The sequence below is a fragment of the Pirellulales bacterium genome (genome assembly GCA_035656635.1).
Classification (GTDB): Bacteria; Planctomycetota; Planctomycetia; order Pirellulales; family JADZDJ01; genus DATJYL01.
This window is the reverse complement of the sequence record DASRSD010000098.1, coordinates 1-19576: the sequence shown is the minus strand read 5'-3', so window position 1 is coordinate 19576 and position 19576 is coordinate 1. Positions and strand designations below refer to the sequence as shown.

General features: G+C 57.3%; 15 protein-coding genes. 11 read left to right on the top strand and 4 right to left on the bottom strand.

Features of this window, described 5'->3' with window-relative positions; translation table 11 throughout:
- Positions 1 to 420: 420 nt before the first annotated feature.
- From VFE46_08915 to VFE46_08885, 7 genes are all read left to right on the top strand, one after another.
- Positions 421 to 1545, top strand: coding sequence for a sugar nucleotide-binding protein (locus VFE46_08915; protein ID HZZ28110.1), 1125 nt, complete (start codon positions 421 to 423; stop codon positions 1543 to 1545).
- Between the two features lie 40 nt (positions 1546 to 1585).
- Positions 1586 to 1804, top strand: a complete 219-nt coding sequence (locus VFE46_08910) for a hypothetical protein (protein HZZ28109.1) — start codon at positions 1586 to 1588, stop codon at positions 1802 to 1804.
- Between the two features lie 273 nt (positions 1805 to 2077).
- Positions 2078 to 3196, top strand: a complete 1119-nt coding sequence (locus VFE46_08905) for an acetate/propionate family kinase (GenBank protein HZZ28108.1) — start codon at positions 2078 to 2080, stop codon at positions 3194 to 3196.
- A 51-nt stretch (positions 3197 to 3247) separates the two neighbouring features.
- Positions 3248 to 5734 (top strand): phosphoketolase family protein, encoded by a 2487-nt coding sequence (locus VFE46_08900; GenBank protein ID HZZ28107.1) that lies wholly within the window; start codon positions 3248 to 3250, stop codon positions 5732 to 5734.
- 162 nt (positions 5735 to 5896) lie between these two features.
- Positions 5897 to 6124 carry a hypothetical protein gene (locus tag VFE46_08895; GenBank protein ID HZZ28106.1) on the top strand — a complete coding sequence of 76 codons (228 nt, stop codon included), beginning with the start codon at positions 5897 to 5899 and terminating at the stop codon, positions 6122 to 6124.
- Positions 6125 to 6130: 6 nt separating this feature from the next.
- Positions 6131 to 6349, top strand: a complete 219-nt coding sequence (locus VFE46_08890; protein HZZ28105.1) for a hypothetical protein — start codon at positions 6131 to 6133, stop codon at positions 6347 to 6349.
- A gap of 220 nt (positions 6350 to 6569) precedes the next feature.
- Positions 6570 to 8864 carry a hypothetical protein gene (locus VFE46_08885; protein ID HZZ28104.1) on the top strand — a complete coding sequence of 765 codons (2295 nt, stop codon included), beginning with the start codon at positions 6570 to 6572 and terminating at the stop codon, positions 8862 to 8864.
- A gap of 77 nt (positions 8865 to 8941) precedes the next feature.
- On the opposite strand, the gene VFE46_08880 is transcribed toward VFE46_08885, so the two are convergent.
- Positions 8942 to 9166: a hypothetical protein gene (locus VFE46_08880; GenBank protein HZZ28103.1), complete on the bottom strand. Its 225-nt coding sequence runs from the start codon at positions 9164 to 9166 to the stop codon at positions 8942 to 8944.
- Positions 9167 to 9533: 367 nt separating this feature from the next.
- On the opposite strand from VFE46_08880, the gene VFE46_08875 reads away from it, so the two are divergent.
- Complete coding sequence (locus tag VFE46_08875) at positions 9534 to 9965, top strand: secondary thiamine-phosphate synthase enzyme YjbQ (GenBank protein HZZ28102.1); 432 nt, start codon at positions 9534 to 9536, stop codon at positions 9963 to 9965.
- A gap of 32 nt (positions 9966 to 9997) precedes the next feature.
- Here VFE46_08875 and VFE46_08870 read toward each other — a convergent pair whose 3' ends face one another.
- Positions 9998 to 11092: a DNA polymerase III subunit gene (locus VFE46_08870; GenBank protein HZZ28101.1), complete on the bottom strand. Its 1095-nt coding sequence runs from the start codon at positions 11090 to 11092 to the stop codon at positions 9998 to 10000.
- A 341-nt stretch (positions 11093 to 11433) separates the two neighbouring features.
- On the opposite strand from VFE46_08870, the gene VFE46_08865 reads away from it, so the two are divergent.
- From VFE46_08865 to VFE46_08855, 3 genes are all read left to right on the top strand, one after another.
- The gene (locus VFE46_08865; protein ID HZZ28100.1) at positions 11434 to 14991 is read left to right on the top strand and encodes a response regulator; all 3558 of its coding nucleotides are present in this window, start codon (positions 11434 to 11436) and stop codon (positions 14989 to 14991) included.
- Between the two features lie 224 nt (positions 14992 to 15215).
- Complete coding sequence (locus VFE46_08860) at positions 15216 to 16124, top strand: response regulator (GenBank protein HZZ28099.1); 909 nt, start codon at positions 15216 to 15218, stop codon at positions 16122 to 16124.
- A 194-nt stretch (positions 16125 to 16318) separates the two neighbouring features.
- A complete protein-coding gene (locus tag VFE46_08855) occupies positions 16319 to 17275 on the top strand; it encodes a hypothetical protein (protein ID HZZ28098.1) in 957 nt (318 codons plus the stop codon).
- Here VFE46_08855 and VFE46_08850 read toward each other — a convergent pair.
- Positions 17272 to 18606: a DUF1559 domain-containing protein gene (locus VFE46_08850; protein HZZ28097.1), complete on the bottom strand. Its 1335-nt coding sequence runs from the start codon at positions 18604 to 18606 to the stop codon at positions 17272 to 17274. The genes VFE46_08855 and VFE46_08850 overlap by 4 nt on opposite strands.
- A gap of 302 nt (positions 18607 to 18908) precedes the next feature.
- Positions 18909 to 19301: a hypothetical protein gene (locus VFE46_08845; GenBank protein HZZ28096.1), complete on the bottom strand. Its 393-nt coding sequence runs from the start codon at positions 19299 to 19301 to the stop codon at positions 18909 to 18911.
- Positions 19302 to 19576: the final 275 nt, after the last annotated feature.

The following is a 19576-nucleotide window of genomic DNA, read 5'->3' as shown; positions in this document are numbered from 1 at the left end:
GTGACGGTCGCCATGATTGCTTAATCCTTGATTCTATTTTGGCGGGACGGAATTCGAGCGGGGTCGATACTTCGATTTTAACACGCGTTGCACTTCGCAGATGGCCGGGCCTTAGCGCGCCTGCTTGCAGGCAACAGGAAGTGCTCGAAAGTATTGCATAAACGAACTGGCGAGTGTATCAGCGGTGCGGGGAAGCGTCAAGGAATCGCGAGAAAACCGGCGGAAAAGGCGGGGTTGTTGCGATTATTCGTCATCTTTAGAATGCGAAATTCCGCGGCTTACCCCGCATCGTTCATTTGGTTTGTGTTTTCGGCGCGATGTTCGTTGTGAGCATGGCGCCTAATTTAAGGCAAGCGCTCCCCCTGGCGGGTCGCGGCTAAACTCATTGCTACTATTTTTTGTCAACGGCCCATTTTCAATATGCTTCGCCGAGCCACTTTTGCTGTTGAGCCGCCGCTGCCGCTGTTGGTGACCGGCATTTCCGGCGTGGCCGGGTACAATGTGCTGCCGTATTTGCAAGCGCGCTATCCGGGACAGGTGATCGGCATTCGGCAGCGCGATAACTGGCGGCTCGCTGGGTCGGGCATTGAAGAATGCAATGCTGAAGATCGGCCAACGCTGGAGCGGCTGTTTGAGCAGTATCAATTTTCGGCGGTGCTGAATTGCGCGGGAAATTGCGCGCTGAAAAGTTGTGAGCTCGATCCAGCCATGGCGTGGCGGATCAACGTTGACGGCGTGCGAAGCCTGCTGGAAATTTGCGTCCAGCGGCAAGTGCGGTTTGTGCATCTGTCGATCGATTTGGTCTTCTCCGGCGCCGGCTGCGGCGGGCATGTAGAAACCGATCGGACCGATCCGGTCACCGTGTACGGCAAAACCATGGTGGCGGCGGAAGAAATGATTTTGAAAGCGGCAGACAGCGGGCGGCAGGCGGCAGATGGCAGGCGGAAAGAAGAAGGTGGCGGGCAGAAGGCGGAAGGCAATTTGGCGAATGGTTTGGACAGCCAGCCGCCAGCCGCCAACAGCCAGCCGTTCTCCGCGTGCATTTTGCGCATTTCGCTGCCGATGGGCGTCAGCTTCAATGGCCATGCCGGGGCGATCGATTGGATTCAATCGCGCTTCAAAAAAGACCGGCCCGCCACACTGTACTTCGACGAAATTCGCACGCCGACCTATACCGATTGCTTGAACGAAATGTGCGAAGCAGTGCTGGCCAGTGAGTTGACCGGGCTGTACCACGCCGGCGCACCGCGGCGGCTGAGTTTGTACAACATTGCCCAAATCATCAACCGCGTGGGAGGGTATGATCCCAAATTGCTGATGGGCTGCCCACGCAAAATGGCCGGGCCCATTCCGCCGCGGGCCGGCAACGTTTCACTCAATTCGAACAAGCTGGCCGACGCGCTGGGTTATGATCCGCTGGACCCTTGGCCGCTGAAGGAAGAATTTGTGCCGACGCACGCCCAGTGGCATTTTGAACGCAGCAGCTTCAAGGGTTCAAAAGAACTGCTGGCGGAAGTGCTGTATAGAAATCCGGGGAAGGTGTAACATTTCTTTCAGAAACCGTTGAAGATGGTATAATTTTTACATGACGGATGCGCTAAAACAGGCGATTGAGCGATTGCAGCAGATGCCGGAAGAACGGCAAGACATGATTGCGCGCCTGATGCTCCATGAAATTGAAGAGGATGAGCGTTGGATGCGATCTACAGAATCGCATTCCGCGAAGCTCCAGGGATTTGTCAAGGACTTGTTGGAAGCTGATCGTCGTGGTGAATGTGAGCCGCTTAACCCCGAAAAACTGTGAACTCTCGCCTGCATCCGTCGTTTCGTCAGGCTTTCGCCAAGTTGCCTGCGGACATTCAGCGACGTGCCCAAGCAGCGTACCGACGATTTCAGGCTGATCCGGCTCATCCTGGACTGCAATTTAAGCGGCTTCATACAATTCTTCCGCTGTGGTCGGTGCGGATTACTGACTCCTATCGTGCGGTCGGTGTGCGAAAGGATGATTCGATGGTGTGGTTCTTCATTGGAACGCATGCGGAATACGAGCGCTTATTAGCGAGTTTATAGGTAGGCCATGGATGGTTTCATTCTGACCGTTAACGGTGGATCGTCGAGTGTGAAAGTGGCGCTATTTGACGCGGCAGGATTGCAACTTGCGCGCAAATCGAGCGGCTCGTTCAAGAGTCAGAATTCTCTTGATGCGGCGCAAGGCGTGTTGGATTGGATCAAGCAACAGCAACTCGGCGCTCAAGACATCGCGGCCATTGGCCACCGGATTGTGCATGGCGGGCCGAAGTATTTGGAGCATGCGCTGATCACGCCGGAAATGTTGGCGGAACTCAAGCGGGTTTCGCCCATTGATCCCGACCACTTGCCGGGAGAAATTGCGCTGATTGAAGCGCTGGGCAAGTCCTTTCCGCAAGTGTCGCAGGTGGCGTGCTTCGACACGGCGTTTCATCGCGACTTGCCTGCGGTGGCCAAGCGGTTGCCGATTCCGCGCAAATACGAAGCCGAGGGAGTGCATCGCTACGGATTTCATGGCCTGTCGTATTCATATTTAATGGACGAATTGGCGCGCCAGGCGGGAGCAACAGCCGCTCAAGGACGGATTATTTTGGCGCATCTTGGCGCCGGGGCGAGCATGGCCGCGGTTTACCAGGGAAAATGCATTGATACCACCATGAGCTTTACGCCCACGGCGGGTTTGGTCATGGCCACGCGCACGGGTGATTTGGATCCGGGACTCCTGGTGTACTTGATGCGACAAGAAAAAATGACTGCCGATCAAATTGACGACTTAGTGAACCGCAAATCGGGACTGCTGGGCATTTCCGAAAGCAGTTCCGATATGAAAGAATTGTTAGAGAAACGCTCGAAAGACACTCGGGCGGCCCTGGCGGTTGACATCTTTTGCTATCAGGCGCGAAAATGGATTGGCGCGCTGGCTGCCGCCCTGGGCGGATTGAACACGCTGGTGTTCAGCGGCGGCATCGGCGAGCATGCGGCGGATGTGCGGTCCCAAATTTGCAGCCACTTGGGCCACCTTGGTGTGAATTTAGATGCAGCCGGAAATGCCGCAGACGGCCCAGTGATCTCGGCCAATAACAGTCCAGCGACCGTGCGAGTAATTCCCACGGATGAGGAAATCGTGATTGCGCGCACTACGATTCAGATTGCTAATCTCAAATTTTGACGACTCTCTTGCCGCGCGAGAATCCTTCCAGGCTTTAAGGAGAACCAAGCCATGGCAACTTCCGCAACCGCCAAGCAGCCCAGTAAAGCGGAGATGAATACCGCCAACGCTCTCTCGGCCGACGAGCTGCGCAAAATGCACGCTTACTGGCGGGCGGCAAATTATCTTTCGGTCGGGCAAATTTATTTGCTCGACAATCCGCTGCTCAAGCAACCGTTGGAGCTGACGCACATTAAGCCGCGGTTGCTCGGGCATTGGGGCACCACGCCGGGTTTGAATTTTCTGTATGTGCATTTGAACCGCGTGATCAAGCGCGACAACTTGAACATGATTTACATCATTGGCCCGGGGCACGGCGGCCCGGCGGCGGTGGCCAATGCCTACTTGGAAGGCACTTACAGCGAGGTATATTCCGACATTGGACAGGATGAAGCGGGCCTCAAGCGTTTGTTCAAGCAATTTTCGTTTCCGGGCGGCATTCCCAGCCACGTAGCGCCGGAAACGCCGGGCTCGATTCACGAAGGAGGCGAGTTGGGTTACTCCTTGTCGCACGCTTATGGGGCGGCGTTCGATAACCCCGATTTAATCGTGGCCTGCATTGTCGGCGATGGCGAAGCGGAAACCGGCGCGCTAGCCACCGGCTGGCACGGCAACAAGTTTTTGAATCCGGCCAGCGATGGCGCCGTGCTGCCGATTTTGCACTTGAACGGCTACAAAATTGCCAATCCCACGGTGCTGGCGCGAATTCCTCAGGCGGAGTTGGAGCAACTGCTGCGCGGTTACGGCTACGAGCCGCACTTTGTGGTCGGACACGATCCGGAACCGGTGCATCAACTACTGGCCGCCACGCTCGACAAAGTGCTGGCCGATATCAAGCAAATTCAAACGGCCGCCCGGCAGAAGGGCGCCGCCGGCCGCCCACGCTGGCCGATGATTGTGCTACGCACACCCAAGGGCTGGACCGGGCCAAAGGAAGTCGACGGGCAAAAAACGGAAGATTATTGGCGCTCGCACCAAGTGCCGATGGCCAACATGGCCAAGCCGGGGCACGTGAAAATCCTGGAAGATTGGATGAAAAGCTATCGGCCGGAGGAATTGTTCGATTCCTCGGGCAAGCTGATCGCGGAATTGCTTGCCTTGCCGCCTCAAGACGACCGCCGGATGAGCGCCAATCCGCATGCCAACGGCGGATTATTGTTGCACGATTTGAAGCTGCCCGACTTTCGTGATTACGCCGTCGACGTGCCTTCGCCGGGCGCTACCGATGCCGAAGCCACTCGCGAGATGGGTAAGTTTTTGCGCGACGTGATGAAAAAGAATCTGGATCGACGCAACTTTCGCTTGTTCAGCCCGGACGAAAACAATTCCAACCGCTGGCAGGATGTGCTCGACGTGACCAATCGGGCGTGGGAGGCGGAAACGTATTCGTACGACGATCATTTAGCGCCCGACGGCCGGGTCATGGAGGTGCTTTCGGAGCATCAGTGCCAAGGCTGGTTGGAAGGATATTTGCTGACCGGCAGGCACGGATTTTTTTCGTGTTATGAAGCCTTCATTCACATCATTGATTCGATGTTTAACCAGCATGCCAAATGGCTGAAAGTAACGCGCGAAATTCCGTGGCGGCGGCCCATTGCCTCGCTCAATTATTTGCTCAGTTCCCACGTTTGGCGGCAAGATCACAACGGGTTTTCGCACCAGGACCCGGGCTTTATCGACCACGTGGTGAACAAAAAGGCCGAGATTATTCGCGTATATTTGCCGCCAGACGCCAATTGCCTGCTCAGTGTGACCGATCATTGCCTGCGCAGCCGCAACTATGTGAATCTGGTCGTGGCGGGCAAACAGCCGGCCCCGGTGTGGCTGACAATGGAGGAGGCGGTGAAGCATTGCACAGCGGGCATCAGCATTTGGGAATGGGCCTCCAGCGACAATGGTGTGGAGCCCGACGTGGTGATGGCCTGCTGCGGCGACGTGCCGACCTTGGAAACGCTGGCGGCCGTGGAAATGCTGCGCCAGCATTTGCCGGAGCTGAAAGTGCGCGTGATTAACGTGGTCGATTTGATGCGGCTGCAATCGGATCGCGAGCATCCGCACGGCCTGACCGATCCGGAATTTGACGTGTTGTTCACCAAGAACAAGCCAGTCATCTTTGCGTTTCACGGTTATCCGTGGCTGATTCACCGTTTGACGTACAAGCGCACCAATCACGATAACTTCCACGTGCGCGGCTACAAGGAAGAGGGAACCACCACCACGCCCTTCGACATGTGCGTGCGGAACGATTTGGACCGGCTGCACTTGGTGGAAGACGTGATCGATCGTTTGCCACAATTAGGCGCAAAAGCGGCCTACGCCAAGCAAGCGATCCGCGACAAGCTGTTGGATCACCAGGAATACATCCGCCGCGTGGGTGACGATATGCCCGAAATTCGCGATTGGCGCTGGGGTGGAAAATCATCGTCGCGGCCAGCCGGATCGAGCGATGGCGAAGAAGCCAAGCCGGGGCACTCTGCCACCGGAGGCGATAATGTTTAGGCTCGAGGCTTTACTTGATTTCGTGTAACGCTGTAGCGGATAATTATGGTAGATTAGTTGGTCGACCACGGACTTTGCACGCATTGACATGATTTTTGTGCTACCAGGCTACCGCCGAGACACTCCTGCTGGAGCAAATTAGTACCTACGAGGATATTTGCTATGAGCATCACGGTTGAATTGTCGGGCCAAGAGCTAGCGATGATCCGAGAACTCACCCGAATCGGCAACGACGCCGAGGCGGTGGTTAAGGCAGCGCGCGAATTTGTGCGGATCAGCCAATTGCGCGAATTGAAGGCAGCCAGCGGCAAGGTTGAGTTTGATGATGCGTCCGAGCAGCTTGAAGCACGTGAACTCACAGAACAGCAATATCCAAGCCACGGTCAGTGAGGACCCATGGACGACTGGGTGCTGGTCGACACGTGCATTTGGGCATCGTTTTTCAATAAGCCCAGTTCACGAGAAAAAAAGGCTGTAGACGAATTGATTGATACGGATCGCATTGCTTTGGTGGGTCCGATTCTCAGCGAAGTGTTAATTGGATTTCGTCGTGAAGAAGATGCGCAATGGGTATCGTCCAAGTTACGGATGGCGCACTTTGTGGAACTGAACTGAGACGATTGGCAAGCGGCGGCCTCGCTGGGGCGGCGTCTTGCAGCCGGCGAAAATAAGCTGCCACTTACCGACCTGCTGGTGGCGGCGGTTGCTCAACGCCTGAAGGCAGCAGTTTATACGACGGATCCGCATTTTGACGTCGTGTCCGACTTGAAACGCTATCGGCCGGGTTGAGCATTCGCTCTTGCTCGGCGGCGGGCATTTTGCTAGCAACCGCACGATGCGCGAAAAACCGTCGGCGGCACTTACCGATTTGCTAGCACGGTTGCACTTGGCCACGCCGGAACAAGTGCAGGCGATGCACGGGCGCGCGCGGCACTTGGCGCGTGATCTGCCGCTGTTCGATTCGGTGTGGATCGACGCCCTGGCTCAGGCGCGGCTGCTCACGCCGTATCAGTCGGCGGAAATCAACGCCGGCCGGGGAGAACAGTTGCTCGTCGGGCCGTATGTGCTGCAGCGCCGAATTCAGCGGCTGGACGGCGCCGAATGCTTTTTGGCCGCCAGTACCACCGGCGATGAAAGCGCAAAGAAAAATTCGCGCCCGCATGTTCAGTTGTTCGTCATTCGGGGGTTGGAAGCGGCGCAGGCTGCTCAAGCCGCTGCCAAGCTGCAAACGGTCATAAAGCAATTGGCGGAAATTCCAGTGCCCGGCGTGACGCTGCTGAAATCAGCTGGCCATGCCGCAGGAACCTTGTGGGCCCAGTACGATTTGTTGACCGGATTTGCAGTTGACCAGTGGCTCTCGTGGCATGGCCGATTGACGCCGGTCGCGGCCTTGGAAATTGCCCGGCAGATGACGGCGGCCTTGGCAGCGCTGCAGCGCGCAGGCATTACTCACGGAGATATTTCGGCAGCGACGCTACGGCTGACCAACTCGGGCCAGGCTCAACTTGCTTATTGCGGAGCGCGCGGCGCCGCCGGCGCGAAAGAACCATCGATTGCCGAAGATCTGTACGCCGCCGGCTGCCTGTGGTGGCAGTTGTTAGCTGGGCGGCCGCCGCGGGCTGGCGGTTCAGGCAGTTCCAAGATTACGAATATCCGGCAAATTGCGCCCGAAGTCAGCGACGCACTTGCCATGGCCATTGAACGCTGCACGCAGACCGATGCAGCGGCACGGCCGCACTCCTTTGCGGATTTAGAAACGCTGCTGGGCGCACCGACTGCCGTCGGTCGCCGTCAACTGGCCGCGGAAATTGCCGACAGTGGCATTCATGCTGATCAAACGCCATGGCTGCGGCAGGCCCAAACCGCCGTCAAAAAAAGTGCCCAGCCATTGCTGGCGGCGGCGGGCTGCGCGCTGTTATTGGTTGCGGCCACTTGGCCGCTGTGGCGAGCACGGCCGGCGGCAAACGAGCCCTCCAGGCGGCAAACTCCGGTGGCGGCGCAAGAGGCGCATCGCACGCCAGAGCTGCGTCAAAAAATTGCGAATGAAGCAGCCCATCGCGCACAAGCAGCGGACGATTCCAGGCCGCATCAAGCAGTTCGTCCGGTAAATTATGAAACGGTCGACAATGCTTCCGTCGCTGCTGTCAATCGCGAAAAGCCGCCGGCAGATGCGCTTTCCAGGCCTATTGTGGAACTGAAAAGCACCACGGAAACTTCGGCCACCGCGTTCCGTTTGCCGCCCGGCGCCATTGTGCGCGGCAAGGATGGAGGCCGGCCCTGCATTGCGACGCCCCCCAATGGATTTTTGCTCACGGCCGATCATGTGCGGTTTGAAAATGTCGACTTTGTGTGGCGCCAGCGGCCGGAAGAAATTACTTCGCCCGACCGGCATGCGCTCATCGATTTGCAAGCGGCGCATGTCGAGTTCGCAGGTTGTACGTTTCAAGCGCAAATGGTGGGATCGTTTGAGCTGCCCGCCGCCATTCGCATTAGCGACAAGCTGGGACGCAGCACGGCACTGCCGCCGGCAATACGATTGCAACTGCGAGATTGCGTGCTCTGCGGAGTGGCTTGCGGCGTCGATTGCCAAACGCGCGGGCCGGCATCCATCGAGATGCACAACACGCTGTACTTGGGAAAGGGAGCGCTGGTGCGCTTTCTCCATGCGCCGGCTGCGGAGGTTTCCTCAGCCATTACGCTGGAACATGTGACGGTGCGAGGAGCCGTAGCGGTGGTTGTGCTTCACGCAGAGCATCCCCTGGAGGCCAGCGGAACCGTGGCGCTAAACACCACGGCGTGCGTTCTGGCTCCGAACGAATCGGGCGCGCTCGTCATTTTTGACGGGCCGGCTTGGCCGAAATCTGCCGGCGGAACGCTGGCCACGCTCGATTGGTCCGGTCAGGATTCGCTTGTGGCCCAATCAATTCCGACGGTGTTATGGCAGCACAACGGCGCCGGCGAAGCATTGCCGGAGGAAGCATTGCCGGTGGAAGGTCTGGTGGCCAGCCCGTTCGAGTTTGTTGGTCCAGCGACCTCTGACCCAGCCGATTCGCGTTTGCGGCGTTGGCTAGCGCCCGGCCGAACCGAACTTCCGCCGGGAATTGGCGACGATTTGCCCCAGTTGAAATAGCAGCGGCCCGACGAATCTCGCCGGGCCGCTGGGGCTGTTCAATTTTTGCCTGCTGAGCAATGCCAGCGGGCGATGGACTATTCGCGGGGACGAATCGCGCCGGTTAGGCCGCTGTAATCGCCACGATCTTCCGGGTGCCACAGGGGCAGACCCATTTGAATGCGCTCCGCCATCTGGTCGATTTTAGCGCGCGAACCGGCGGGTGCATCGGTAGGAACAAAATCTTCCGTTCGCACCGGGGCAAAGTTTTCGTCGTGACCAAACTGTAAAATTGTTTCAAACACATTTCGATGCTTACGCATTGCAAATACCTCTGGTTACACAAATAAAAAAAATGTTGTGGCGGTTCGGCGCGAAACGCTCGGGCGATGCTGATGTAGCGATCGCCGGTGCCGACCGATTGTTTGCAAATTGAATGGAACCCAGCTTTACATAAGACATTATTCCCGTCGAAGCATCCGCTGGCTCAGTAAAATATGGCGCGCGGGGTTCCTCAAAGGCAGGACGGATGCAACCGACTTGTCACCATGCTCAAAACATCCCATTATTAAGATTGAAACACAAAAGTCAAGCTTTTGCACAATGTTTTTTGTACGCAAAAGGCCGGGAAATTCTCGCTATTTTTGCTAACCTAACGGTCAGATAACAACTTGCGGCGACGAAGAAAAAATGTCCTGGTTTCAGCGAAATATTTTGCTGCCGCCCAAGCCGCGCGGCTTTCATCTCATTACTCCGCAAATTCTGGAAGCGCTGCCGGAAATTGGCGAATTTCGGGTGGGTTTGCTGCACGTATATTTGCAGCACACCAGTGCCTCGCTGACGATCAACGAGAATGCCGATCCAGACGTGCCAGCGGATTTGGAAACTTCGTTGAACGCACTTGCGCCGGAAGATTTTCCGCATCGCCATACTGTGGAAGGGCCCGACGACATGCCAGCCCACGTGAAAGCGGCGCTATTGGGGAGTTCGGTAAGCGTTCCGGTGCAAAACGGAAAACTGTGCCTGGGAACGTGGCAAGGAATTTATTTGTGCGAGCATCGTAACCGCGGCGGACGACGGCAAATTGTCCTGACGCTGCATGGAGAAATGCGCGACGAATAACTGCCTCCAGCACGCGCATCGTAATCGCTGGGTTAGCGGCGAGACTTGGCAGCCAGTTCGGGGCGCGGGGCGCCGTGTCGGCTTAGCACCAACAAATCGTCGAGCCAGGCTTCCACCAGCGTGTGCTGGTTCGCGTTGCGGTCAACATGATTCAACGCTTCCAAAGACCGCTGAGCAGCATCGGCGCCCGATTCGAGATTCCATGTTGCCGATTGCACAGCACGTTGCACGTTTTTGGTGAGCTCGGCATCGCCCTCTGGCGGCAATCCAGCGAAAGCGTGCACGAGCTGCCGGAAGAACTCGGCCGCAAAGCCAATGGCCCAACGCAACCGGACTCTGCGGAGCGGCGCTTCTTTGCCGGCTTCGTCCACAAACTTCAACAGCGATTGCCCCAGGGCCGTGCTCGGAAACGGTGATTCCGCCAGGTTCTGGAGCAACGCAGCGCGGAAGGTCCACAGTTGCGGGTCAGATAATTCCGCGGCGCGCGACAGGCTGCCGCCACTAAACGCGGCCAGGTGGCGAGCCTGGTCGGCATCGGTCGCTACGCCCCGCTCCACAAGCAACCTGGCGACCAGCGATTCCGGCAGCGGCTGAAAACGAATGAGTTGTGCGCGGGAGCGGATGGTCGGCAATTGCCGGTCAGCGCTGGTGCTGATCAAAATCAGGACGCTGTGTGGTGGCGGTTCTTCGAGCGTTTTCAGTAGACAATTGGCCCCTTCCTGGTTCAAGTAGTCGGCGTCGTCAATGACCGCCACTTTCCGCCTTCCGCGGAACGGCCGCAGGGCCAAATTGAACAGCAGGGAATTGTGGACCGGCCAGTCGGGCTCGTCCCCTTTGAGCAATCCCAGCGGAATAAAACTTTTCCCCGGCGGCCGAGAGACGAATAGAAAATCTGGGTTTGTGCCGGCCAGAACCTGCACGCAGGCCGGGCAATGGCCACAGGGATCGAGCAAACGTTCATCGCGGGTTTCGCACAAAAGTGCTTGAGCCAGCCGCATGGCAAACGAGCGCTTGCCGATTCCCTCCGGGCCGACGAATAAAAACGTGCTGGCCAGCCGTTCTTGCGCCAGTGCAGCACGGAAATGGGCTACTACATCGTCGTGACCTTCAAGCTGGAGCCAGGCCATGGATTGCCAAGGGAAGTGAAGCCAGAAAACGAAAGGACGTTATGGCCCCAAGCATCGCACACGTCGATTTGTAATGCCATCCCCTTTCCGATTGCCGTACGAGCGGAGACAATTCACGCCCGAGTAGTAAAGCGCGAAGGAAATCGGGCCCAGGTCGCGCCGTTATTTTTGGAAGAAAGTATGAAAGAAAGTAGTTGCAGTGCCTCCCTTCTCAGCAGAAAATACAAGCGGAACACAAGTGGGGCAACGAGCATGGCCACAGGCGGAAAGTGTGGCTCTCCGTCATCCAGCGAGGGGACCAACTCGCGAGATGACCGTGTGCGCCGCGGAAGGAACTCGCGATGAAAGATAACGACTGGCTCTCCTCGCCCGGAGGCGTTGTCAGCCGAGAGGTCGGCGAATTGGCGCCGTTGGCGACATGGTGGCGCTACGGAGTGCCGCTGGCGGTATTGATTCTGGGATTGGCCGGCACGGTGTGGGCGTATTTTTGGGCCGTGCAACTTGTTCACGCGCGCGCCGAACAAGCCTTTCTAGCGGAAACGAACTTGATTGCGCCATCGCTGGCTCGGGCTTTGCGGCAACTCCCTGACACCTCCGATAGTTCGTTGAACGACGTTGTTTCCCCCATTGAACTGCAATCGGTGGGCGTGGAATCGGCCTATGAGATTGATCCCAAAGGGGAGCGGAAGTTGGTTTATCCGTATGCGGCTTCGGCAACGGCAACGGAAAAGGCTTCCAACGCCGCGCTGTTCCATCGCCGTGCACCGATTACCCAGCGCGATCGAACTTGGGATTTTTCGTTTTATTCGCTGCCGGAGTTTGAAAACGCGGAGATAGACCATCTCACGCCGCAAGTCGTGTTGTGGGGCGGGGTGATGCTGAGCATCTTGATGTCTGGCATTTTGTGGTCGGGGGGCGCACGCCGGGCGGCGGCCATTGCGTTGGCGCGGCGCGTGACGGTGTCGCTACGAGAAAGCGAGCAGCGACTGCAGGCAATTTTGGACAACACTTCCAACGTGGTGTACATGAAGGATCCGCTCGGGCGGTACGTGCTGGTGAACCGGCGTTTCGAACAGTTGTTCAAAAAGTCGCGGCAGGAAGTACTGGGCAAGAGCGACCAGGAATTGTTTCCATCAAACGATGCCAATGCCTACCGCGAAAACGATCAACGGGTTTTAGCAACCGGACTGCCGGTTGAGGTGGAAGAGCCCGTGCAGCATGACGATGGCTTGCACACTTATATTTCCAACAAATTTGCGCTACTCGATCCGCAAGGGCAGCCCTATGCAGTGGGAGGCGTGTCGACTGACATTACGGCCCAGAAAAACGCCGAACAGGCTTTGCGCGATGCGGAAGCGCGTTTCTATTCCCTGGTCGAAAATTTGCCGCTGCGCACTTGGAGCAAAGATTTGCAAGGGCGATTCACCTTCGCCAATCGAAACCTGTGCCGCAGCCACGGCCGACCGCTGGAGGAAATTGTCGGCAAGAACGATTTTGATTTCTCGCCGCCGCATTTGGCGGCCAAATACCAGCGCGACGATCACCGGGTGGTCGATTCCAAGCAGGTGTTCGAGGCCATTGAGGAATTTCAAGGCAGCGACGGCAAAAAGCGGTACATTCAAGTCTTCAAGGCGCCGGTGCTCAACGCACAAGGTGATGCCGTCGGCACGCAAGGCATGTCGTGGGACGTAACCGATCGTGTGTTGGCGGAAAAAGCTACGCAGCAGGCGAAAGATGCGGCCGAAGCGGCGAATCGCGCCAAAAGCGTATTTGTGGCCAACATGAGCCACGAAATTCGCACGCCCATGAACGGCATTATCGGCATGTCGGAACTGCTGCTGGATATGCCCCTCACCAGCGACCAGCGCGAATACGTGATGATGGTCAACGAATCGGCCGATTCGCTGCTGAGCCTCATCAACGACGTGCTCGATTTGTCGAAAGTGGAAGCCGGCAAGCTGGACTTGGAGTTCATTCCCTTCGAACTAGGCGAAGTGCTGGGGGACGCCTTGAAGTTGCTCGCGCTGCGGGCCGACAAAAAAGGGCTGGAGCTGGCCTGGCGCATGCAGCCCGATGTGCCGGAAGTGGTGGTGGGCGATCCGGCACGGCTGCGGCAAATCATCATCAACCTGGTCGGCAACGCCATCAAATTCACCGACCGTGGAGAAGTAGTGCTGCGAGTGCAAACGTTCAAAGAATCTGGCGCTCCGACGATCAGTGCCGCCGCGGCGCCCGGCCAACAGCTTTCTTCGGCCGCTCCGCACACAGCGGCCACAACGGCGGGCAGCGCCTTCGCAGACGGCGGGGGTAATCGTTCGTCTACCGAAAGCGGCGGGTTTGCCATTCTCACGCAGCAGCGCGCGGCGGCCCTATTTGGTCGGCAAGTCGTGCTTCAATTCAGCATTGTCGATACGGGCATTGGCATTCCGGAAGAAAAGCAGCGATTGGTGTTCGAGGCATTCGAGCAGGCAGATTCTTCCACCACGCGCCGTTACGGCGGCACCGGGTTGGGCCTAACCATTTCCAGCAAAATTGTCGAGCTGCTGGGGGGCCGATTGTGGTTGGAAAGCACGGCAGGCGCCGGCAGCACGTTCCACTTCACGGCCCGGTTTGGACTGCCGGCGGAAGTTCTCGACGACGAACCCCACGATCAGCCCTGGCAGGAATTGCGCGATTTGCGAGTGCTAATTGTCGACGATAACGCCACGCATCGCGGAATTCTTAACGAAATTATGCATAGCTGGGGCATCGCTGCCACCAGCGTGGCCAGTGCCGATGCCGCCGTGGCGGAATTGCGTGGCGGAATTGCCGCGGGCCGGCCGTTTCAGCTCGTGTTGGTCGATGCCGCCATGCCCGGCCATGATGGCTTTTGGCTGGCCGAGCAAATCGGCAGCGACACCAACCTGCGCGCCACTACCATTATGATGCTCAGCGCGATGCGCCGACCGGACGATTCGGAACGCTGCCGGCGCTTGGGAATTCAAGCCTATTTGGCCAAGCCTATTAAGCCTTCCGAACTGCTCGATGCCATGATGGCGGCGCTGGGGCCGCTGGTAGAACATGAAACGCATGCGGAGGCCATGCCGCACGAAGCCGCCCTTCCCCAGCGGTCGCTCCATGTGCTGCTGGCGGAAGATAGCCCGGTAAATCAACGTGTGGCCATGGCGATGCTGGAAAAAGGGGGCCACCGTGTGACCGTCGCTTCCAATGGCCGGCAAGCCATTGCAATTTTCAAAAAGCAGCCGTTCAACTTAGTGTTAATGGATGTGCAAATGCCCGAGATGGACGGTTTGGAAGCCACGCGTGCCATTCGAGAATACGAACAATCGGCGGGAGGGCACGTGCCGATTGTGGCTCTTACGGCCCATGCGATGAAGGGAGACCGCGATCGCTGCCTGTCGTCGGGCATGGATGCCTACGTGACCAAGCCCATTCGTTCCAAGGAACTAATGCGCGTGATTCATTCGGTCGTTTCAGCCACGGCCGGCGGGCCGCCGCCGTCGGAAGAAAAGTTGCCGGAGACGCCGGCCGGCAACGGTTCGCCCGGCAGCAGCAACAACGGCATCAATTGGCGGCAGGCGCTGGAATCGCTGGACGGCAATCGGCAGCTTTTAGGTGAACTGATCGATATCTTCCGGGAAGAGTGTCCGAAGTTACGCGGTGAAATTGGAACCGCAATTGACGCCGGCGATTTACCCGGTCTGCGGCGAGCGGCACATACCTTGAAAGGAGCCCTGGGGCACTTGGCGGCCGGAAGTGCGCAGCAGTTGGCCCAGCAAGTGGAAGATTTGGCGCGGGGGCAAAATCTGCAGGGGGCAATTATTCTCTGGCCCCGGCTCCAGGCCGAGCTGGATCAACTAACCCCGGCATTGGCGGAATTTGCCAAGCAGCCGTGCTAAGTGCGGTAAGCTGTGTTTTAGCCCCAGCGATTGAGCGATTCGTGGTAGCAGGATGCTCATAGCATCCGGGTCCGGAAGGCGTGGCCTTCCGGCTATGTTGAAGATGCTACAAAAATACGAGATGCACACTAATCCCATTATTCGGCTAGTTGACCGCGGCGCGGTTTTGCCCCACACTGTTGGTTTGGAACCGCTCATCTCGTCATCGTGACCCGGGGTGTACCATGCCTACGGTACTGGTTGTCGACGATTCGCCGGTTGACCGGCGCTTAGCCGGCGGCATTTTGGAAAAATGTTCAGGCTTGAAAGTCGAATATGCGACCAACGGCGCCGAGGCGCTGGAGAAAATTCAAAATTCGCCGCCTGATGCCGTGCTGACCGATTTGCAAATGCCAAAAATGGACGGCTTGGAATTGGTGGGGGCCGTGCGCAGCCGATTCCCCTTGGTGCCGGTCATTTTGATGACGGCCCACGGCAGCGAAGATATTGCCGTGCAAGCGCTGGCCCGCGGCGCATCTAGCTACGTGCCCAAGCCCAAGCTGGCGCAGGAATTGCCCGAGGTGCTGGAATCGGTGTTGGCGGTTTCCAAAGCCGATCGGCACAACGAGCGGCTCGGAGAATGCCTGCACCGCACCGCTAACGATTTTGTCTTGGATAATGACACCGCGTTGGTGTATCCGCTGGTCGATCATTGCCAACGGCTGGTCACGCGCATGAAATTGTGCGATGAAACCGGCCGCATTCGCGTGGGGATTGCCCTGGAAGAGGCGCTCTTGAACGCTTTGTATCATGGCAACCTGGAATTGTCGGCCGATCAACTTCGCGAAGCCCGCAGCGGCATGATCAGCAACGGCAATGGAAATTTGATCGAGCAGCGCCGGAAGCAGGCCCCGTATCGCGATCGGCGAATTCATTTTCAGGTGTCGGTTAGTCCGAAAGAGGCGAGTTTTGTCATTCGCGACGAAGGCCGGGGCTTTAATCCGGCCGACGTGCCCGACCCGACCGATCCGGCCAATTTGGAGCGGGAAAGCGGTCGTGGCTTGCTGTTGATGCGCACTTTCATGGACGACGTGCAATACGCGGCAGATGGGCGGCAAGTGACTTTGATTAAGCGCCTGGACTCGGCGAAATGACGGGCAGCCCACGCCCGCCCGACTGACACAGTCGGGCTATTTAGCTTTATTCCGGTTATGGCGGCAAAAAAAGTTGCCGTTTTGCAGCACGTTGCCATTTTGCAACCTAGCTTTGCATAACCGGCGCGTAAGCTTGCGCGCTGGGCACCGTCGGTATAAGCGTCACCACCGGCTCCCTGAGAATTGCTTAGGCCATGCAGGCTCGTTTGGCATTCACCGCGGCATTTGTGCTTTTGACAGCTGCGCCGTGGGTTGCGCGTGCTTCCGATGGCCGCTTTCCGGCCGAACGTCCGGCCATTGGGATGGCGCCTGGAAATCCACTGACGAATGCCCTGGACTTTTCTTTGGTCGAACGCGAATTGTTCCTGGATTGCGCGGATGGGGGGCTGCACCGGTTATCGCTCGTGGATGCGGCTTTAATTGCCAGCGGCGTGGAAGATGCAGCAGGAATGAATCGTTATCGCCAGCAGTTTTTTGCAGCGTGCGATGAAGCGGCTGCCTTGGCGATGCATGCTGAAAGTCCGCTCTTGCGGATTGAAATAATTCACCATGTTTTGCACGAGCGATTGCTTCAGGGTGGGTACAACGCCAATGCCACGAATTTGGCCACGACCTTGCAAACCGGCGTGTACAACTGTGCCAGCGCCACGCTGCTATTTGTCGCTCTGGCGGCGGAGTTAAACATTCCCGCGCAAGCGATCGAGCTGCCCGGGCACGTCCGGGCCGTTGTCGATTGCGGCGGCCAGCAGTACGAAGTGGAAGCGACCTGCCCGGTGTGGCAAGCGGCAGTGCGGAAATACATCGCCGACTTGCAGGCAATTGGCACGGCCCGTGCTGTTTCGCCTTGCGGACTAGTGGCCATGATTTACTACAACCGTGGTATTGATGCGTTCAACGAACGGCGCTTTGCAGAGGCCGTGGCGGTCAATCGCAAGGCACTGCTGTTGGATTCAGAGAATTTGCTGGCGCGAGAAAATTTGTTGGCGGCCATCAACAACTGGGCACTGGCTTTGTGCGATGCCCACCGTTTTGCCGAGGCGGAAACGTTGCTGACGGAGGGAGAACAATTTGACCCGCAGCACGCGGCCTTCTTTCACAATGCCGCGCATGTGCAGCAGTTGCGCATGCAAACGTCAACGGTTGCCCCTTAGTACGAACCGTCTTGCAGCGGATAAAACGATTGCCAACTGACGCCGGCCACGGTGTGTGACCAAGTGGTGGCCTTCATGCCGTCAGGTGTCATTAACATGCAATAAGTCGGGTAATCAATATCTTCGCGCAGAAATCTTGTGCTGGCATCTGCGAAAACGACTACCACTCCACCGGGATGATTGCTCGACGGCCGCGCTGCGTAGTTGCTGTTCACGGTCGGCACTGTCGGAGGATTAACAGGCGCCGTTAAGGCGTCGGATGGATTGGCAGGCCAGCCGAGGCTGCCCGGATCGTAATCTCCCTTGGCGCCATTGATTCCGGCCACAACATAAGGAGGCGCCGTGTTAGTTGGATAGCTTGGCGGATTCGCCGAGTTAGCAGTGGAGGTATCCCACCAGATAAATCCGGCGCCGCGCTCCCAGCAATCGCCATATTGTTGCTGATTCAAGTACGATAACCACTGGCCTTGTTGCGCCGCTGTGACAGTTCCCGCGGTAGTGGGTACGGTAAGCAAGGGAATCGTGTTATTGGTTGAATCGTAAGCGGTGTAAAAATGAGCGTCGAGATTTTCTGTAAACATCAGCGTTGTTGACCGCGAATCTCTGAAGTCCACTTTCACTTTCGGTTGAACTACTGTCACGCTCGGCGGCGTGCCGGCGATGACTGTAACCGTCGCTCCTAAAACAGCATCTTGGAAAATGCCATTGGCGGTCGATTCGATGGGAAATGGAGGCGGAGTCCAAGTGGGCAGAGGGTTTCCACCAATGTTGACCGTGTACGTACCGGATGAGTTAGGAGCTGGGGAATCGATCAAGCCTGTATTCGCCACATAACTGGTCCAAGGGCTGGTATGCCCTTGAATGGTACTGTCGCTGGGGCAAACAGAAATATCCCAATACGGCAATTGCGGAGTGGCGCTCGTCGATTGGCCCATCGCGCCGGTGGTGATGGCCTGATAAACATCGGGCCGCATGTGCTGCATGAGGATGACTTGCCAGTTGACCACGGCCAGATCTGTAGTATTTCCCGTGGTGGCATCGGTCACTTTCAAAATCTGTCGATAGCCCGGAAAATAGCCGTCATCTGTGTGGAAAAAGTTGTGTTCGTGCATGGCGAGCGCGAAATTCCGCTGATTGTTCATGCACGTCACACGGTGTGCCGCCTCGCGCGCACTGTTTACGGCCGGGAACAATAGCGCCGCCAACATGCCGATAATGGTGATTACCACCAGCAATTCCACGAGCGTGAAGGCGGGCCGGTTCTGTTTTTTGACGTTCCCTAAGATGTGCCCTGCATGCAGGGAGAGAACATCGAATTTGCGCAGTTTCATACGCCGTTCCTCTTCTTTCAGGCCCGGATGGGGAAAGCTGCCTGCCCAACTCATTATTTCACATCTGCGCCGAAAACGCCAGTAAAAATAAGGTCACAGGCAACTTGATTTTACACGGCCGAATTGCCGGACTGAAACAACCGGGCTCGATGCGCGGGGCCGCGCTTCCAAAAATCGGCCTGCAAAGCCGTTGTTTGGTCGGAGATTCGCCGGCGGCAGATTCTGCGTGGGATGGGCTGAGGATGAGAGCAACGAGCCGTTTTCGGACGTTTCCGGGGCGGGTCCGAGAAAACAATCGATTGCTACTGGCGTGGCGCTTGCGGGGTGCCGCTTGCGGGCCTTGCGTAGTAGTGCAGATAGTCCATATAGGTAGTTACATGGCCGGTGCCGCGGATTTCGCTGGAAATGCCCCGGCGTTCAGGCCCCGTCAAGCTTGTTTGCTGTTGCTTTTGCAAGCTTTGAAGTTGTTGCTGTTGTTGAAGATTGGTTTGTTGTTGCTGAATAAATGGCTGAACCAGCGTTTGGTAGGCGCCAGGAACGTTTCCGCCACCACCCTGGCGAGTCGTTAAATTCAAATACGGGCTGACAGTTGGCGAGGATTGAGTATTCGAAAAGGGTTGTTGTGCCGCGGCGGTCGACAACATGCCTCCCATTGCCAGTGCGGCAGAACTGACACACATGAGCAAGTATTTCATTTCGACCTCCGCGTAGATTGTCCCACAGAATTTTATCTTACTTCAATCTGCAGGCAAATGGTTTTTGAATAAAATCAAGAATCACCGTGAATTTGGGACGCAATCAGACAGCGTAACTCGTGTTCAAAGGGCCCTGTCTACAGACCTGCTGGGGCGGAGGGTAGGGAGCGGATGTTTTGGATGGTTTGGGCGCCGAGCAAGGTGGTGCCGAACATGCGTTCGAACGGATTGAGCATTTTGTTGACCAGCGAATCCAGCGCGATCATGTGATCTTG

Excerpts from the sequence above, each read along its gene's own strand:
- VFE46_08845 (HZZ28096.1), bottom strand. The coding sequence starts at position 19,301 with ATGAAATACTTGCTCATGTGTGTCAGTTCTGCCGCACTGGCAATGGGA.
- VFE46_08895 (HZZ28106.1), top strand. The coding sequence starts at position 5,897 with ATGAGCATCACGGTTGAATTGTCGGGCCAAGAGCTAGCGATGATCCGA.
- VFE46_08885 (HZZ28104.1), top strand. The coding sequence starts at position 6,570 with ATGCGCGAAAAACCGTCGGCGGCACTTACCGATTTGCTAGCACGGTTG.
- VFE46_08860 (HZZ28099.1), top strand. The coding sequence starts at position 15,216 with ATGCCTACGGTACTGGTTGTCGACGATTCGCCGGTTGACCGGCGCTTA.
- VFE46_08900 (HZZ28107.1), top strand. The coding sequence starts at position 3,248 with ATGGCAACTTCCGCAACCGCCAAGCAGCCCAGTAAAGCGGAGATGAAT.
- VFE46_08865 (HZZ28100.1), top strand. The coding sequence starts at position 11,434 with ATGAAAGATAACGACTGGCTCTCCTCGCCCGGAGGCGTTGTCAGCCGA.
- VFE46_08915 (HZZ28110.1), top strand. The coding sequence starts at position 421 with ATGCTTCGCCGAGCCACTTTTGCTGTTGAGCCGCCGCTGCCGCTGTTG.
- VFE46_08870 (HZZ28101.1), bottom strand. The coding sequence starts at position 11,092 with ATGGCCTGGCTCCAGCTTGAAGGTCACGACGATGTAGTAGCCCATTTC.
- VFE46_08880 (HZZ28103.1), bottom strand. The coding sequence starts at position 9,166 with ATGCGTAAGCATCGAAATGTGTTTGAAACAATTTTACAGTTTGGTCAC.
- VFE46_08850 (HZZ28097.1), bottom strand. The coding sequence starts at position 18,606 with ATGAAACTGCGCAAATTCGATGTTCTCTCCCTGCATGCAGGGCACATC.
- VFE46_08910 (HZZ28109.1), top strand. The coding sequence starts at position 1,586 with ATGACGGATGCGCTAAAACAGGCGATTGAGCGATTGCAGCAGATGCCG.
- VFE46_08855 (HZZ28098.1), top strand. The coding sequence starts at position 16,319 with ATGCAGGCTCGTTTGGCATTCACCGCGGCATTTGTGCTTTTGACAGCT.
- VFE46_08875 (HZZ28102.1), top strand. The coding sequence starts at position 9,534 with ATGTCCTGGTTTCAGCGAAATATTTTGCTGCCGCCCAAGCCGCGCGGC.
- VFE46_08905 (HZZ28108.1), top strand. The coding sequence starts at position 2,078 with ATGGATGGTTTCATTCTGACCGTTAACGGTGGATCGTCGAGTGTGAAA.
- VFE46_08890 (HZZ28105.1), top strand. The coding sequence starts at position 6,131 with ATGGACGACTGGGTGCTGGTCGACACGTGCATTTGGGCATCGTTTTTC.